The organism is Atlanticothrix silvestris CENA357 (genome assembly GCF_016056295.1).
Taxonomy (GTDB): Bacteria; Cyanobacteriota; Cyanobacteriia; order Cyanobacteriales; family Nostocaceae; genus Atlanticothrix; species Atlanticothrix silvestris.
The window spans coordinates 17,229-34,505 of record NZ_JAECZB010000018.1 but is presented as its reverse complement, the minus strand read 5'-3'; the positions used below and the strand labels follow the sequence as shown (position 1 = coordinate 34,505).

The 17,277-nt window shown below is 41.1% G+C and carries 15 protein-coding genes; 9 read left to right on the top strand and 6 right to left on the bottom strand.

Translation table 11 applies throughout. The features are described from left to right. Positions 1-200: 200 nt before the first annotated feature. Together I8751_RS10120 and I8751_RS10115 are read right to left on the bottom strand one after the other, a co-directional pair. A complete protein-coding gene (locus I8751_RS10120; protein ID WP_214439037.1) occupies positions 201-518 on the bottom strand; it encodes a hypothetical protein in 318 nt (105 codons plus the stop codon). A gap of 354 nt (positions 519-872) precedes the next feature. Beyond that, positions 873-1,577: a Ycf66 family protein gene (locus tag I8751_RS10115; protein ID WP_214439036.1), complete on the bottom strand. Its 705-nt coding sequence runs from the start codon at positions 1,575-1,577 to the stop codon at positions 873-875. Between the two features lie 303 nt (positions 1,578-1,880). Between I8751_RS10115 and gndA the strand changes: the two genes are divergently transcribed. The 4 genes from gndA (at position 1,881) to I8751_RS10095 (ending at position 7,386) form a co-directional block, all read left to right on the top strand. Continuing rightward, complete coding sequence (gene gndA, locus I8751_RS10110; RefSeq protein ID WP_214439035.1) at positions 1,881-3,314, top strand: NADP-dependent phosphogluconate dehydrogenase; 1,434 nt, start codon at positions 1,881-1,883, stop codon at positions 3,312-3,314. Positions 3,315-3,659: 345 nt separating this feature from the next. After that, positions 3,660-4,151 (top strand): TerB family tellurite resistance protein, encoded by a 492-nt coding sequence (locus I8751_RS10105; protein WP_214439034.1) that lies wholly within the window; start codon positions 3,660-3,662, stop codon positions 4,149-4,151. A 256-nt stretch (positions 4,152-4,407) separates the two neighbouring features. After that, positions 4,408-5,739, top strand: coding sequence for an aromatic ring-hydroxylating dioxygenase subunit alpha (locus I8751_RS10100; protein WP_214439033.1), 1,332 nt, complete (start codon positions 4,408-4,410; stop codon positions 5,737-5,739). A gap of 72 nt (positions 5,740-5,811) precedes the next feature. After that, entirely contained in the window at positions 5,812-7,386 is a 1,575-nt protein-coding gene (locus tag I8751_RS10095; protein ID WP_214439032.1) for a mechanosensitive ion channel family protein, read from the top strand. Between the two features lie 49 nt (positions 7,387-7,435). Here I8751_RS10095 and I8751_RS10090 read toward each other — a convergent pair whose 3' ends face one another. After that, positions 7,436-8,584, bottom strand: coding sequence for a serine/threonine-protein kinase (locus tag I8751_RS10090; protein ID WP_214439031.1), 1,149 nt, complete (start codon positions 8,582-8,584; stop codon positions 7,436-7,438). 144 nt (positions 8,585-8,728) lie between these two features. Here I8751_RS10090 and I8751_RS10085 point away from each other — a divergent pair, with 144 nt between their 5' ends. Beyond that, positions 8,729-9,691 carry a 50S ribosomal protein L11 methyltransferase gene (locus I8751_RS10085; RefSeq protein ID WP_214439030.1) on the top strand — a complete coding sequence of 321 codons (963 nt, stop codon included), beginning with the start codon at positions 8,729-8,731 and terminating at the stop codon, positions 9,689-9,691. Here the strand turns inward: I8751_RS10085 and ilvA are convergent. Then, a complete protein-coding gene (ilvA, locus tag I8751_RS10080; protein ID WP_214439029.1) occupies positions 9,688-11,199 on the bottom strand; it encodes a threonine ammonia-lyase, biosynthetic in 1,512 nt (503 codons plus the stop codon). The genes I8751_RS10085 and ilvA overlap by 4 nt on opposite strands. 964 nt (positions 11,200-12,163) lie before the next feature. On the opposite strand from ilvA, the gene I8751_RS10075 reads away from it, so the two are divergent. Beyond that, complete coding sequence (locus I8751_RS10075) at positions 12,164-12,331, top strand: ribbon-helix-helix domain-containing protein (protein WP_214439028.1); 168 nt, start codon at positions 12,164-12,166, stop codon at positions 12,329-12,331. A 33-nt stretch (positions 12,332-12,364) separates the two neighbouring features. On the opposite strand, the gene I8751_RS10070 is transcribed toward I8751_RS10075, so the two are convergent. Together I8751_RS10070 and ftsH2 are read right to left on the bottom strand one after the other, a co-directional pair. After that, positions 12,365-12,619, bottom strand: a complete 255-nt coding sequence (locus I8751_RS10070; protein WP_214439027.1) for a hypothetical protein — start codon at positions 12,617-12,619, stop codon at positions 12,365-12,367. Between the two features lie 290 nt (positions 12,620-12,909). Beyond that, on the bottom strand, positions 12,910-14,796 hold the full coding sequence (gene ftsH2 / locus I8751_RS10065; protein ID WP_214439026.1) for an ATP-dependent zinc metalloprotease FtsH2: 1,887 nt from the start codon (positions 14,794-14,796) through the stop codon (positions 12,910-12,912). A 468-nt stretch (positions 14,797-15,264) separates the two neighbouring features. On the opposite strand from ftsH2, the gene I8751_RS10060 reads away from it, so the two are divergent. The 3 genes from I8751_RS10060 to I8751_RS10050 all read left to right on the top strand — a co-directional run bounded on the left by I8751_RS10060 (position 15,265) and on the right by I8751_RS10050 (position 17,270). Beyond that, complete coding sequence (locus tag I8751_RS10060; RefSeq protein WP_214439025.1) at positions 15,265-15,486, top strand: hypothetical protein; 222 nt, start codon at positions 15,265-15,267, stop codon at positions 15,484-15,486. Then, entirely contained in the window at positions 15,483-15,905 is a 423-nt protein-coding gene (locus I8751_RS10055; RefSeq protein ID WP_214439024.1) for a type II toxin-antitoxin system VapC family toxin, read from the top strand. The genes I8751_RS10060 and I8751_RS10055 overlap by 4 nt, the downstream gene beginning before the upstream one ends. Positions 15,906-16,001: 96 nt before the next feature. Then, a complete protein-coding gene (locus tag I8751_RS10050) occupies positions 16,002-17,270 on the top strand; it encodes a tetratricopeptide repeat protein (RefSeq protein ID WP_214439023.1) in 1,269 nt (422 codons plus the stop codon). Positions 17,271-17,277 lie beyond the last annotated feature (7 nt).

Sequence of the window (17,277 nt, the reverse complement as noted above, 5' to 3'; positions counted from 1 at the left end):
TAGCTGTTCTATTGTAGAGACGTGATCAATAAAAGGTATGGTGTGGGAATGCGATCGCATCTTGACAAAAAAAATTCCCTGTTTATAAACAGGGACGTTATAACAAATTTTGAATTTAGGTGAAAACTTAAAAATTAGGAGTTAGGTGATAGAGGGAGTGATTGATAAATTTTCACTCCTAACTTCTCACTCCTAACTCTTTAGCTACTAGCCTGTATAGGCTTTTGTTGGGAAACATTACCGGGTATAGGTTCGGTTTTTGTTCCTGGTTCTACAGCAGTTAATTCAATATGATTTAACAATGTAGTGACAAATGCAAACAGCAAGAAAGGCAGCGATAGCAGAACGACGAGACCTACCGTTGCTAAGGCATACACAGGCCGTCTCGCACCCATCAACGCCAAGGCTGAGGCCAAACTAATAGTGATTGTAATTAGCCAAACAATTATTTGACCGTAAATATCACCAAATGTCAGGGTACAGACAAACCGATAGTTTTGAATATTATTCTTGTTCATCACATTTGCCTCAAGTCTCTCCTATAGGTTCTACGTTAGAGCCATGTGTGGCTTGCAGACAATTTCTAAATATTTTTGCAAGGTTTGTAATATCGCTTAACAATTAACTTTTTAGTGACCAAATGTAACCCTAATAAGTGACTTTGGGAATAACCTATGGACATAAGATTTTGAGATTATCCAATCATAAAATTTATGGCTGTTGTTACTGCGATCGCCATTATGCATCTGGTTGATTTTTCTTACAAGTAAGAAATTCAGATAAAGCCTTCACTACCAATTGTTATTAAAACAAGTTGATTGAAACCCAACATTATATTATTAAAGGCTGGGTTCCAATCAATTGAACTCACTTTAGTTATTCGGTGGTGGTACTTCCGCTGGGGGAGCAAGTGAAGCATCCGGAGCAATTTCTTCTACAGTAATTGGTTCTTTGTCCTCAGCTTCATCATGAGGTTGCGCGGCTTCCACTAATTCAGGAGATGGGGGATTTGGTGGAATTACTTCTGGCAAACTCTCGACTAAAGACTCGGTTTCGCTAGGAGTGATATCCTCCTCTACTGGATGTTCTGGTGTGGCATTAGTTTTGTCGATAATCTCAACAGCAGGTTTTTCTGCTAATACAGAGGCAATATCTTCAGGTTTGGAAATTGGTTTCTTTTGCGCCTTGTCTTTCACACCACTGAAGGTGCTACTCAGACCCTTTTGCCACTGAGCAAGCCGTTCTGGAAGGGACAACTTAGCCACTTGCCCTTGAACACCAGTTTTCACTGTCTCAGGACTGGGTACTTGAGTTTGTTGTGCCTGTGGGGTCAGTTGTCGACGTAATGAAAGAGTTTGCCAGCCAAACCAAACTAAAAGCGCCACACTAGCTACATGACCTAGAAGCAGACCCCCAGAAATGCGTGGTGCAAAAATCCATAATACTAAAGCGTAAAACAGCCCTACACCACTCCAAACAAAATCATTCTTTCGGTGGATTTCGGGAAAAAAGAAAGCTGCTATGTAAATGGCTAAACTACCAAGTCCGACCACAAAAGCTAGGACAAATGCCAGCATTTTTTGGTTACTCCTTACTGCGTCTTTTGATTAGGGGCTAGGGGTTAGAGGCTAGAGGCTAGAGTTGATAAAAAACTACTTAAGTTTCTAGTCCCTAGTCCCTAGTTCCTAGTTCCTAAACTAACAATTTTGCAAATTTTACAAGTCAATTGTTGATTTAGATACAAATTAAAATTAATTACTCGTGTTAGTTGTGGATTTTTGTCATTTATATCAACTCTTAAGGTCTTCTTTAGGAGAGAAGCGAAAATCTCGGACTACCCTAAAGATAAAAGGATCTGCAAGAGTTAGCCAAAACAATTTATGACACTACAAAGCTTTGGTGTGATTGGATTAGCCGTTATGGGTGAAAATATCGCTCTTAATGTTGAGCGCAATGGCTTCCCAATTGCAGTTTACAACCGCTCCCGCGAAAAAACGGACGCGTTTATGGCGCAGCGTGCGCCAGGAAGGAACGTCAAAGCCGCCTTTACCTTAGAAGAATTTGTTGCAGCATTGGAACGTCCCCGCAAAATCTTAGTGATGGTGCAAGCTGGTAAACCAGTAGATGCGGTGATTGCTCAACTCAAACCTTTGCTCAATGAAGGCGATATCATTATCGACGGTGGTAACTCTTGGTTTGAAGACACAGAAAGACGCACTCAAGAATTAGAACCGACTGGACTTCGGTATCTTGGTATGGGTGTCAGTGGTGGTGAAGAAGGGGCGCTAAACGGCCCTTCACTGATGCCTGGAGGCACACAAAGTTCCTACGAGTTCTTGTCGCCCATTTTCAACAAAATTGCCGCCCAAGTCGATGATGGCCCTTGTGTAACTTATATTGGCCCTGGTGGTTCTGGCCATTATGTCAAAATGGTACACAACGGCATTGAGTACGGCGATATGCAGCTAATTGCTGAAGCCTACGACTTGCTGAAGAATGTTGTTGGACTTGACCCTAAGCAGCTACATGAGGTGTTTGCTGAATGGAACACCACCGATGAACTCGATTCATTTTTGATTGAGATTACGAAGAATATCTTTCCCTACATTGACCCGGAAACAAAGAAACCTCTAGTAGATTTGATTGTTGACGCAGCAGGTCAAAAGGGAACCGGACGTTGGACTGTGCAAACTGCATTGGAGTTGGGTGTTTCCATTCCCACAATTACAGCCGCAGTGAATGCCCGGATTATATCTTCGATTAAAGAAGAACGGGTTGCAGCATCCAAGATGTTGACAGGGCCTAGTGGCAAATATGATGGGTCAACCAAGGACTTTATCAACAAAGTCCGCGATGCTCTTTATTGCTCGAAAATCTGTTCTTACGCTCAAGGAATGGCGCTGCTATCTACAGCTTCAAAAACATATAATTGGAATTTGGATCTGGGCGAAATGGCGCGGATTTGGAAAGGTGGCTGTATTATTCGGGCTCGCTTTTTGAATAAGATTAAGAAAGCTTTTACCGAAAATCCAGCTTTGCCTAACTTGCTTTTAGCGCCTGAATTTAAGCAAACAATTCTCGACAGACAGACAGCTTGGCGCGAAGTCATAGCGACAGCTGCAACACTGGGCATTCCAGTACCCGCATTTAGTGCATCTTTAGATTATTTTGACAGCTATCGCCGCGATCGCTTGCCCCAAAACCTCACTCAAGCCCAACGCGATTACTTCGGCGCACATACTTACCAGCGTCTTGACAAGCCTGGAACTTTCCACACAGAGTGGGTTCCTATTGATGAGGCTAAGAAAAAATAAATTTTCACGCCTCTAAATTTTTAGTTGATTTATTAGGTGACTCTAGTATCTAGAGTCACTTTTTTTTCAAAACTAAAAATATACAAATAAAATTCAATAGGTATATATTTCTATTGATTAAAATTTTATAAATGTTAACTTAACTGTCTTAACTGTCTTAACTGTCCTTGCATTTTTGCTTTGATGCTGAGAATATTGAAAGACTTGTTTACCAGTAGTAATACATCAGCAATTTTACGATGGATTTAATGGGTAAACACTAATTAGAAAATTGAACAACAATTCTTTCATTTATCAATGGCATTTGCCAAAGAGCAAATTTTCAAAAAATCAAAGAGGTAATTTATGAACAATCTCAAACAAGCACAGCCTGCTTCAGAATTCATGAAAAAAAACTTAGGTATTTCTGAAGCTCCTATTGAAGCATACCTGAACTACGGATATGCACTACTCGCTATTGCTGGAGCTGATGGAGAAGTTTCAGAAGCCGAACTTAACTGGTTACTAACTCATCAGCGTCTTGTTGGCGCTCCTGAAGAAATAATAGAAAAATACAAAGCATTTGAATACAAAAATGCTGATTTAGAACAATTGTTAAACAAGATTACAGTTGATGTTTCTACTTGGTCAAAATCAAGGTCATTGTTGTATCATGCAATTCAAATGGCTCGTGCCGATCAGCATTACTCAATTGAAGAGCAAAAAGCTGTAAAAAAAGCAGCTAAACTACTGAAGGTTGAAGATGATATTGCGCTTGCTCTCAATCGGTTGATAGAAACAGAAGAAGCCGTAACTGCATTACGTAAAGCGCTACTACAAACTGAGGTTTTAGCTTAATTGAGCAGAACCCTCACATCCACATCAGCTTGATTCAATGTAGGTGTAGGGTGTGAGGTTGGGGTGTTGACTCTGTACCTTAGATACAAGCTTGAAAGCCCAGATAGAATCTGACTTTCCTAATTTTGAATTTTGAACAAAAATGTTGAACGCAGTTCCTACCTAAATCAAAGATTTAGATAGGGTGCGTTTAATTGATATCACAGATCGTTTTCTTGCCCTACACCCTACACCCCACATCCTAATTTTTTGTAAAATGGAACCGGAATTCAACTTTTTTCAGCATTGGTATCCTATTTCGCCAATCGAAGACTTAGATCCCAAGCAACCAACAGCAGTGACGCTTCTGGGACTGCGTTTAGTCATCTGGAAACCCAAATCATCTGAAACTTTTCAAGTATTTTTAGATCAATGTCCCCATCGTCTTGCACCCCTAAGTGAGGGTCGCATTGATGACGAAACAGGGAATTTAATGTGTAGCTATCACGGTTGGCAATTTGATGAGCAGGGAATTTGTACTCATATTCCCCAAGTGGAAAATCCAGAACTTGTGAGCAAGAACAAAGAAAATTTGTGTGCTGTAGCACTACCAGTTCGTCAGCAACAGGATTTACTCTGGGTTTGGCCAGATACAAAATCAAGGGAACAAGCCGCTAATACACCCTTACCTTTGTCACCCCAAGTAGATGCAACTAAAGGCTTTGTTTGGTCTTCTTTTGCACGAGATTTAGAATATGACTGGCAAACCCTTGTAGAAAATGTAGCAGATCCGAGTCATGTTCCTTTTTCTCATCATGGCGTGCAGGGCGAGCGCAAACAAGCAAAACCAATCCCGCTTAAAATTGTGCAATCAACACCCAATTTGATTGAAGCAACTACAGAAGAAGGTTTACAAAGAACAATCACTTTTGAACCACCTTGTCGCTTGGAGTATGCGATCAATTTTGGTGATGGCAGCAAACAGCTGGGACTTGTCACCTACTGTATACCTGTGTCTCCAGGTAAGTCTAGAATTGTCGCTCACTTTACCCGTAACTTTGCCAAAACACTCCATCATCTCACACCCCGTTGGTGGGATCACATCAGCGATCGCAATCTGGTTCTTGATGGAGATATGGTTCTTCTACAGCAGCAAGAGTATTTTCTCCAACAAAGAAAATCTACCCAAAGCTGGAAAACCGCCTATCAGTTACTTACAAGTGCAGACCGTTTAGTAATTGAGTTTAGGAATTGGTTTGATCGCTATTGTCATGGACAACTACCCTGGAGCGAAGTTGGAATCTATGTTCCGCTAACATCGAATATCAATAGCGATCGCCAACAAATGCTTGATCGCTACAATCAGCACACGCAACATTGTCGCAGCTGTCGAGAAGCACTTTTGGTTGTGCAACGCTTGCAAGCAGTGCTTTTAATCTACTTTGTTATTACTGTTTGCGCTGTTGTTCTCCTTCCTGATGGACTGCAACTGACTCTGGGTTTACCCTTAATTGCGATCGCACTACTAGGTCTAGGAGCTTATGCTTGGCTAAGATTCTGGCTTCGTCCAAGATTTTACTTTGTGGACTACATCCATGCACACAGATAAAAGCAACTTTCAGGCACTTTTGCAGTAGTTCCCTGCTCAATTTCAATAAATGAGCCAACAGATACTCACAAGATGAATATACTAATTATCCTGGGCGAAGTCATATTTTTAATAGTCATTTTTTCGCTGTTGAACTGGTTGATTAGCAGAATTTCCAAGCAGGTAACTAAAGTTTCTTGGCTTCAAGGAAGAACTACAAATATCACTTTTCTGCACCGCAGTGTCAGCAGGTTTTTAATTTTCATTTCTCTGATTATGTGTCTGGCACTGGTTGGTGTAAATGGAATAATAATTTATCGAGGTGGAAATATTCAGGAATTTCAACTTAATCTAATTCGTAGTCTTCCTACCCAATTTTGGATCAATATTTTTACGGCAAGCTTGAAAAGTTTAAGTTTGCTATTGCTAGTTAAATTTAGCATCCCACCCTTAAAGCGTGGTATAGATTGGGTCTGCGATTACGCAAAGAGAGCCGATCAAATAAAAGCTAATGATGAGAGTACCGAGGCTTTTTTTAAAGTTTTAAAAAGAATTATTATTCATACTATCTGGATATCTTCTTTTATCATCTGTGCTAAATTTCTCTACCTCCCAGAAGTCGTTCCCAAATATATTTACATTGGTTTAAAAATATACATCATAATTACAATTGGTTTACTCATTATTAAAGCTGTTGCTACCATCGTTGATACTCTCGACGCACTGAGTCTTAAATACTCCAATTCTGACAATCTACTGCGTTTATACGAGCGTTTACGCCACTTAATTCCACTCTTAAAAAAATGTTTGGAATACGTCCTCTATGTTGGCATAGTAAATCTTGTTGTTCCAGAAATAGAACCCATCGCTTGGATAAGTGCTTATACCCCTAGAATTGTGCAGATTATTGGGGTTTATTTTATTAGCAATGTTTTGATTGAAGTCGTTTACTTTATCCTGGATGAGTTTTACTTAAAAACTACAGATTTAAATGACTCACAGCAACAGAAACGGCTGACGCTGATTCCCTTAATACGGAGTTTTGCCAAATATTTCGTTTACTTTACAGCCGGAGTAACTATACTCAAGCTGATTGGCATTGATCCTGCGCCTATCTTAGCAGGTGCAGGAATTGTGGGTATAGCAGTTGGTCTTGGGGCGCAAAACCTGATTAATGATGTCGTTTGTGGATTTTTGATTTTGTTTGAGAACTATTATTTGGTTGGTGATTATGTTGAAGTTGGGAAAGTAGAAGAGAGAAATATTGAGGGGATTGTAGAGGCGATTGAACTGCGAACTACTCACGTCCGCCATCCTGATGGTCAATTGCAGATAGTTCGTAATGGAGATATAGGATCAATTATTAACTACTCTAAACAGTATATATATCCAAGGGTGGAAGTTAGCGTTTCCTATGACTCCAATCTAGATCATGTATATAGGGTGGTTGAAAAAGTAGGACAGCAGTTAAAAGCGGATGAACAGGATGTTCTGGAACCAACGCGGGTAGCTGGATTAGAAAACTTTGGGGAGAATAATTTATTACTTCTGACGCTGACAAAAGTCAAACCGGGAAAACACCTTCATATTCAGCGTGTTCTTCGCAAAATATTAAAGGATACTTTTAGCGAAGAAGAAATTGAAATTTGCGGTTTTTCTAAGAATTGAACAGTGGCTGGTCGAAATTAAATATAAAGGCTTTTAATATCTGGCTTTTTCATTGATTTGGTGTGTTATTCTTCCCAAGATATTTAGCTTTTAACTCTTCCAATTCTTCATCTATCTTGCTTTTGCTAGTAGAGTGAGAAGTTGAATTTGGCGATTGTGATGGATTTGTTGGAGGCTTGGCATTTCCTAAAAATTGAGTTTTCATTTCTTCTAGTTCTAAATCAATATGACTAGGAGATTTCGTGATAGAGGTGGGTGCAGACATTGGCGGTGCTTGAACAAAAGGTTTTGCAGCCATTACTGGTGTAGTGGTTACATGGGATTGTTTATTTAAGTCTTGGAAAACTTCATCTGCTGTTTGATAACGCCGAACTGGGATACTTGTTAGCATCTTGTTGATAATGCGGCTCAATTGATTACTCACGGGAGTTAGTAAGTGTTGTTGCCAAATCCATGTATCGTTGTTCGTATCATAAGAATCAAAGGGCGATCGCTGTGTTAATAAATTAATACAAGTAGCACCCAAACTGTAAATATCGCTGGCAAAAGTAGCCCTACCCCTAATTTGTTCAGGTGCAACATATTCAGGACTACCAATACTAGTTCCAGTTCTATTTAAGGCAGCACCTGCTGTAGATTTAGAAGCACCAAAATCTACCAGAACTAATTTGCGATCGCTACCACGTAAAATAATATTTTCTGGCTTAATATCGCGGTGAATAACTTGCCGATGATGACAAAATTGCAGTACAGGCAATAAATCGTGGAGTAACTGCCATATCTGCGTTTCGCTGAAAGCTCCCTTTTGGGCTAATTCCTGCGCTAGATTTGGCCCATCAATAAATTCTTGTACAAGATACTGCCGATCATCTTGGGTAAAATATGCCAGCAGTTCGGGAATTTGAGGATGATTGCCTAATTCATCTAATCGCACCGCTTCTTGGTTAAATAACTCCACGGCTTTTTGCACTGTGTTAGTGCCTTGGGCTTGGGGATAAAATTGCTTTATCACACAGCGGGGTTTAGAAGGTTTATCCTCATCTACTGCCAAGAAAGTTCTGCCAAAACCACCTTGTCCTATGGGTTTGATGGCGCGGTAGCGTTCCTTAAGGAGTAACTTAAAACCACAACTCAGGCAAAAGTTGACATCATTGGGATTTTCCGATTTTAGACAACGGGGATTAAGGCAGTAGCTCATGGAAGTTGGCACTCTTACTTATCTTTATTGTGCCCTGTCCTCAGCAGAAGCGAGTCTATATTTTGCCAATTATCCAGCTTTAGATTATTCATTCCCGCACCCAATTAAAATTATAAAAATGCAGCTACAGCCGAGGAAAAACTTATGTCGTTGATGGAATTGAGCCTTGATACAACAGATGAGGCTGTTGATTGGGTCTGTACGCTGCTGGCTGAAATTATCGATATTGATGATATTGAGATCACAAAATATCTGGAACAGAGCCAATCGAAATTAGCTGAGCAAGATTTAGTACAACCCCCTTGGACATTTACGATTCGCTTACACATTCCTTATAATGTCCACTCGCGGGTAACTGTAGAAAAAATTGTCAATTTGCTGTCACCTTTGCACCGTACAGGACTAGCAACTACAATTCAAACAACTGTGGTTGAGGCAAAATCAACAGGCGCAGGCATCCATAACCCGCTGGTTCACCGGATTGGCAAACGATTTGTTGTGCTTGCTCCTAATGCACCTTACCAATCTCAAGTTACAGACGAAGTAATCTTGAGAATGCAGACCAGTTTAGCTTTTGGTAGCGGTTTACACCCAGCAACTGTTCTCGCTCTTCAACTACTTGAACGGTACATTGTCCCGACGATGAATGTCCTCGACCTGGGATCTGGTTCTGGTATTTTGAGTGTAGCGATCGCCAAACTGGGGGCGACGGTTTTAGCATTAGATAATGACGCTATTGCTGTACAAGCAACTCAGGATGCTGTAGTTCTTAATCAGGTAGAGCAACAGGTAACAGTGGTGGAAGGAAGTTTAGGAGTTGGCAGTGACCTGGGGCATTGGATGGGTGGAATTACAAGTAATAATGTATCAAAAATTGAAAGTGAGCCAGTCTTTGACTTGATCGTGGCCAATATTTTAGCACGAGTGCATATTGCCCTTGCCGATGACTTTAGGCGATCGCTGCGTCAACCTGGAATACTAACTACAGCCGGCTTTACCACTGATCACGAGGAAAATGTAGTTACGGCTTTAACAGAGGTAGGATTCGAGGTCATCGATTGTGAACGATTCAACGAATGGGTTGCATTTGCTTACCGCCTCTCTTAACCCAAAAATAGCTTATACGCGAGATTTTGACTTTCATCCCAATAGCGATAACCAAGGGTGTCAAGAAATGCTTGCCATTCCTTCATTTCTTGGGGTGGTACTTGCATCCCTACAACAATGCGTCCATAATCTGCCCCATTATTACGATAGTGGAACATACTGATATTCCAGTTGGGACTCATAGAACCGACAAATTTCATCAATGCACCAGGGCGTTCTGGAAACTCAAAACGGTAGAGTAACTCGTTGTGAGCCAAAAGAGAGTGTCCCCCAACCATGTGACGCAGATGTAATTTTGTCAGTTCATCATCTGTTAAATCAATGGTTTTAAAACCGCAGCCTTCAAAGGTTTCTACTATTTTGACTGCATCAGCACGGTTTTGAATTTGCATACCCACAAAAATATGCGCTTCTCGTTCATCAGCAATGCGATAGTTAAACTCTGTGAGATTGCGTTTGCCGATACATTCACAAAACTTGCGTAGACTACCTTGTTCTTCGGGAATTGCGACTGCAAAAATAGCTTCACGGCGTTCACCGAACTCGGCTCGTTCTGCTACAAAGCGGAGGCGGTCAAAGTTCATGTTAGCACCGCAGGCGACGGCAATTAATGTTTGTCCTTGGATTTTTTCTCGTTCTGCGTAGGCTTTAGCAGCTGCGATCGCTAATGCACCGGCAGGTTCTAAAATTGATCGCGTATCTTCAAATACATCTTTAATTGCGGCGCAGGTGGCATCTGTATCCACTAAAATAATTTCGTCTACGTAATTCTGGCATAGACGAAAGGTTTCTTCACCTACTTCCCGTACTGCTACTCCATCAGCAAATAAGCCCACCTGAGGTAATCGTACCCGATGTCCAGCTTTTAGCGATTGATACATCGCATCAGCATCCACTGGCTCAACACCAATAATCTTGATCTCCGGACGCAGCCGTTTCACATACGCTGCAATCCCCGAAATTAATCCACCACCGCCAATTGCGACAAATATGGCATGGATGGGCTGCTGGTATTGCCGCAGAATTTCCATGCCAATAGTTCCCTGTCCAGCAATTACATCTGGATCATCAAAAGGATGAATAAAGGTCAATCCTTTTTCTTGTTCTAGTTGACGGGCGTAAGTGTATGCATCATCGTAGGTATTGCCATGTAACACAACCTCTCCCCCTCGTGTTTTAACTGCATTCACTTTGACTTGGGGTGTAGTCACCGGCATGACGATAATTGCCCGTGTTCCCAACCGATTAGCAGCAAGGGCAACTCCTTGGGCATGGTTGCCGGCAGATGCAGCAATGACACCCTGTGCTAGTACATCAGGAGGCAAGTTCACCATCTTGTTGTAAGCACCACGTAACTTAAAAGAAAATACTGACTGCATATCTTCTCGCTTCAATAGAAGCTTGTTATTCAGTCTTGCAGAAAGATTTGGGGCATACTCCAGTGGTGTTTCCTGGGCAACATCATATACACGGGCGGTCAGGATTTGTACCAAGTAGTCGCAATACATGGGGTTAATGGGTTAGCAAATGCCAGATGGAGTATAATTTTACGGCACTTGTGTACCTATTCTGTTGTTGAGGCGAGGATTGTTAGGGATTCGTGGCAAAGATTGGCTATGCAGAGGTAAAATTGCTTTCTAGCCTCATCTAAATCTAACTGAATATATAGGAATCTGCTTTGATTCCTGAAATCATTTGCGTAGGCATGGAACAGGGAACAGGTAAGAAGGAATAAAGCGGAAAGTCTGCCGGGGATACTCCCCCCGGAGAATTTTTCAAGAAAGTGTACTGAGTTTTGTTCAGTATGACTCAAAGAGGCTTCTTGACTATTGCCTATTGCCTATTGCCTATTGCCTGACTACGCAAATAATTTTATAAATCAAATCGGATCGCTATATTTGTGTTGACTGGGCGATCGCAAATAATTTATTGACTAGATTTTGAACTTTATTCGCCAATTTTCATAATTTAACAGCGATATTTCATTAATTATACAAAGTGAGCGATCGCTTATATTCTCTTTTACTCATTAATAAGCTGATTTATTGAAGTTACACTACTAAATTATAGATTTAAATGTTATTCCGTAAGTAAAGTTTTTTGCTACATTTGAACATAGCATCTTTACTTAGCTAGGACTTACGCAAAATTCACCTAATTGGGTCATTACGAGCGATAATGACGTAATCATCTCAAAATCCGGGATCGCTTGCCTATAATACGTTACGGCCGCTATGACAAATTTTGCTTACGCCAGTCCTGTTAGTCAAAAAAATGTTAAGAAATCATCATTCCTAGTTTAAAACACTACCACAAAACCATAGAGTTTGATATGATGCATAATAATTATTGATTATGCAGAGAATAACTACTCAGTATAATCTATTCAAGACCTGAATGAATTGACTTTCAAACAGAAATAAATTTTTCTGTGTCAAAAATTTAGTAGTATTTCACAGTTTAAGGTGAGTCATGAATAAAAAATGGGCTGTTAAACGATTGACGGTAAATCTGACATTAGAAGAAAGAAATAAACTGGAAGAATACTGTGCAATTACAGGAAGGGCAGCAACCGATGTAATTCGGGAGTTGCTCCGTTCTCTTCCAGTAGAAAAAGAGGCTGCTGGGGCAGGACGTTAAAATTAGTTTTCGATATTTCGTTATTCTATTTTCTTAGAATCCATCCAATCGAATATCCTTCCAAATTTCCGAAGGCTGCCATCCTGAGTTCCCCACAGATTGAACCTCAGGATTGTCGCGTTTGGGAATATAGTTAGGTTCTTGACTCTCTAGATATAGTTCTGGTTTTTTCTCAAAAATAGTTTCTGAAATCTCTGGAGTGTCAGTTGAAAGAGTTTGCTCTTCTGCTTCCTCCATTAATTTTATTTTCTTTAACAGTAGCCTTTCCGATTTTTTGATTAGTTGCATATCTATCTAAAGGTTTGAAAACTGAACATTGAAAAATGAGAACCTAAACATTGATTCTGAGAGAGACTAATAAGTCTTTCAAGAATCTTCAGAGAGATCCGTAAAAAGCTTTTATGGAGTCTAGTGTTGAAAAATTTACCTAGGAAAAACTAGGATACAGCAATTTTATGGAAAATACGAGTGATTTACTCAGAAATTTTTACCTAGGGAACTGATAATTTTTTGTGTACCCAGATAAAAATGGGTATGGTTTGTTTACCATACCCATTTAACTAATGTTATGTCAAATACTAGATTTGTGGCACGTACTGAGGCTTTTCAGGTACTTCAGTGTATTCAGCCACAATCTGACGGAACTCTTCGCCGTCAATGGTTTCTTTCTCGATGAGCAAATCCACTAAGCGATCAGTGACGGTGCGATGGTCACGTATAATTTTCTTAGCGTTTTCGTAACAATCTTCCACAATTACGCGGACTTGAGCATCGATACGAGAAGCGATCGCTTCTGAATATTCAGATCGGGTTGTCCAGTCACGACCCAAGAACACTTCTCCTTGTTGGCTTTCTAGCGACAATGGCCCTAAGTCTGACATTCCGAACCGAGTCACCATTTGTCTTGCCATTCCTGACAACTGCTGTAAGTCTCCACCAGCACCAGTTGTGACTTCTGCAGGGCCAAAAATCACTTCTTCAGCGGCGCGACCACCCAAAGCGCCAGTAATCCTGGCTTTGAGTTGAGAACGGGAAATTAAGCCTTGTTCTTCGTTGGGAGTAAACCAAGTCAAACCTTGTGCCTGTCCTCGTGGAATCAGGGTGACTTTTTGCACTGGGTCATGGTCTTTCAATAAAGTCCCAACCAAAGCATGTCCAATCTCGTGGTAGGCAATTAAGCGCTTGCTCTTGCTATCTACCAAAGGAGTACCTTCCATCCCTGCAACTACACGATCCACGGCATCATCAATTTCGCGGAGGGTGATTGCTTCTTTGCGTCTTCTGGCGGTAAGAATCGCGGCTTCGTTGAGTAAGTTGGCTAAATCTGCACCAGTAAAACCAGGAGTCCGGCGAGCGATCGCATCTAAGGATACACTGGGATCTAGTTTTTTGTTACGTGCGTGAACACCCAAGATTTCCAAACGTCCTTTGATATCGGGTGCATCGACAGTTACTTGTCGATCAAAACGTCCTGGGCGCAACAAGGCTGAATCTAATACGTCGGGACGGTTGGTAGCAGCAATAATAATGATGCCTGTGTTACCTTCAAAGCCGTCCATTTCGGTGAGCAACTGGTTGAGGGTTTGTTCTCTCTCATCGTTACCGCCACCAATACCAGCACCCCGTTGCCGTCCTACAGCGTCGATTTCATCAATAAAGATGATACAAGGGGCGTTGTCTTTGGCTTTCTTAAACAAATCGCGGACACGGGATGCACCTACACCTACGAACATTTCCACAAATTCCGAGCCGGAAATGCTGAAGAATGGGACACCTGCTTCCCCAGCGATCGCTTTTGCTAGTAAAGTTTTACCAGTTCCTGGAGGCCCAACTAACAGCACTCCTTTAGGAATACGCGCACCTACAGCAGTAAATCTTTCTGGCTGTTTCAAGAAAGTGACAACTTCTTGCAGTTCTTCTTTTGCTTCTTCGATACCTGCTACATCGTCAAACTTTACTCCGGTTTTGGCTTCCATTTGAAAGCGGGCTTTAGACTTGCCAAAGTTCATCGCTTGGCCTGGGCCGCCGGGCATATTACTGGAGCGACGGAACAAAAAGAACAGTCCAGTAATCAATAAAATTGGGAAAATCAGATTACCCAATAATCCCCAGATAGCGCCATCATTCCGCATGGGGTGGGCATCAAAACTAATTCCTTTGTCTTTGAGTTTAGTAATTAACTCAGGAGCGTTGATTGGCAGATCCACCCGCCAACGCTGGATGCGATTTTCAATATCTTGATCGTTAGCTTCGATAATTGCTGTCCTGCCGCCTTCATAGAGATCTACACTAGTAACGCGATCAGCGTCCAAGTATTCTAGAAAGCGACCATAGGTCATACGAGTATTAGCTGCATTTTTACCCATCTCAGCAGGAGCGCCAGCAAATGCCCCTTGCCAGAAGAAAAAGCCAATTACCAAAGCTGGCAATGTCCAGAGTACCAGGACTCTCCAAGAGAATTTCATCTTAATTTGCCTCTAGATGCCATTAAAATTAACTATCTCTAGTAACTACTGGTGTTATTACCTTTTGGTTTTGCAACTGCCTGGATTGGGTGAACCATTGTCCAATGCTGTCTTAACCTGTGTTACTAGATTAGGTGTACAACGGATGTTTATAAATCCATTTTGTTTAATCTGATGTCTGATCATGCATCGCCATAAAGCTATAAAGGCATTATGGTAAATCTATGATGCCGACAAGAATCTTAATTAAAGTTAACTTAATTTTAATACACCTTGGATAAACAAGCAGAGAATTTAATCGCGATCGCCAGTGATAGTCAGAAAATAGCGAAGCAAAACACAAAATCCACCATCTGTCAATAATGAGAAGGCTGCATCAGGCCTTCTGCGGTAACTATAGCTATGAAGAATTTATATTTGCGGGGTTAGGGAAAATAAAATAAAATTACTCTCTACTTAAACTCCATCATGGTTATCCCAGAACTCGAACAACAACTCCTTCAACTTTCCCCCAACGAAAAACTGTATATTATCCAACTCCTTGCCCAAAGCCTCACTATACAAAATACCCACTCAGAGCAACCAAGCAAACTCTCAGAATTCTTTCGTCAATCCCCCTTGGCTGAACTCACCGAAGAACTCGACCTGAGCCGAGATCGCAGCCTGACCCACGATGCCTTCACCCCATGACCTACCTCCTTGATACCTGCCTGATTTCTGAACTAGTTGTCAAACAACCAAATCAACAAGTTTTAGATTGGCTAGATGCCCAAGTGCCAGAAACACTTTACCTAAGCGTGATTACAATTGGCGAAATAGCTAAAGGCATCAGCAAACTGACTGCATCTAAGCGCAAAGAATCTCTAGCAACTTGGCTAAATGAAACCCTACCCAATCGCTTTGAACACAAAATTTTAAGTATAGATGCCTCAACAATGATGTTGTGGGGAAACTTAGTCGGACAACTAGAACAGAATGGACGACCTCTACCCGTCATGGATTCTTTCATTGCAGCCATCGCCTTGCAAAACTCTCTATCACTTGTTACCCGTAACGAAAATGATTTTGCTGGAACAGGGGTTGTAATCATTAATCCTTGGTCTATTTGAGCTAGTCACCATCCCAAGTAATGTTGCCTCTGATCTGTGCAGATCGCTACAGTTAAATTTCTAGAAATCATCTAGCTGAGTTAATTAAAAAATGCTATGAACGACGAATTTTATTATAGGGGATTAGAAAAAGCGAAACAAAAAGACTACGCTGGAGCGATTGAGGAATTTAATCGTGCTTTACAACTAACACCTTACTTTGCTGAAGCTTACTTGCAAAGAGGTTTAGCATATTATGACTCAGGAGTAATTCACCAAGCTGTTTCAGATTACACTCAAGCCCTCAACTTTTATCCTGATAGTGTAGAAGCAAATTATTGTCGGGGATTGGCCAGGGTAGCCCTCAAAAATTTGCCTGGAGCGCTTGAGGATGTTGATCGCGCTATTCGTCTTAATCCCCATCATGCTGCGGCTTATAATTTGCGGGGAATAGTGCGGCGCAAACAAGGGTATATTCAAGATGCGATCGCTAACTTTAAAAAAGCAGCAGAGTTATATTTAGCACAACAAGACAAAGAAAATTGTCGCCTGTGTTTGGCAAAAATTAAACAGCTACAACCGCCAGAAAAACAAATTGTTTCGCCACAAAATTCTCAGATTACACCCATAATATCGACAAACGAATATTTTAAGCAGTTATTAGAGAAAGCAGAAAAAGGAGATACGCGCTCTGCTATTGCCGATTTAGACTGGGTATTGCAAGCCGATCCGCAAGATGCCCAAGCTTATTGCTGTCGTGGTGTGGTACGTTGCAAAATGGGGAATTATCAAGGAGCGATCGCTGACTTTAACCAAGCACTACAATTAAATTTTCACGATGCGGTAGTTTATCGTAATCGCGGCAAAGCACGTTCGCTTTTGGGAGATAATCAAGGAGCGATCGCTGATTTTAATCAAGCTCTGCAAATTAAACCCCAAGATGCCTTAATCTATGTTGCCAGAGGCAATGTCTATCGGGCAATTGGCAATTATCTTGATGCAATTCAAGATTACACCCAAGCACTGCAAATCAATTCAGATGATGCCCAAGCTTACTACAATCGTGGCATTGCCTATACTTTTTTAGAAGAAATGCAACACGCTGTTGCCGATTATCAACGGGCAGCTAGTATTTATTGTGAACAAGAAAACTGGGAAAATTACCACCAAGTTTTAAACAGCCTCAAAAAAATCCAGCAATCTAGCCCTGAATCAAAACAACAAAAGTATAATTTGCTACGACAGCGACTTTTGCGATTAGTTGGGGGATATTGGGAAATCGCCCAAAAATTGATTGAACAGCAGCAAAATTACCATCCTGGGATGTCGCAAGAGTGGTATTTGCAAAAAGTGATCGATGATTTAGAACGTGATCGCGGGAGATAATATTCTA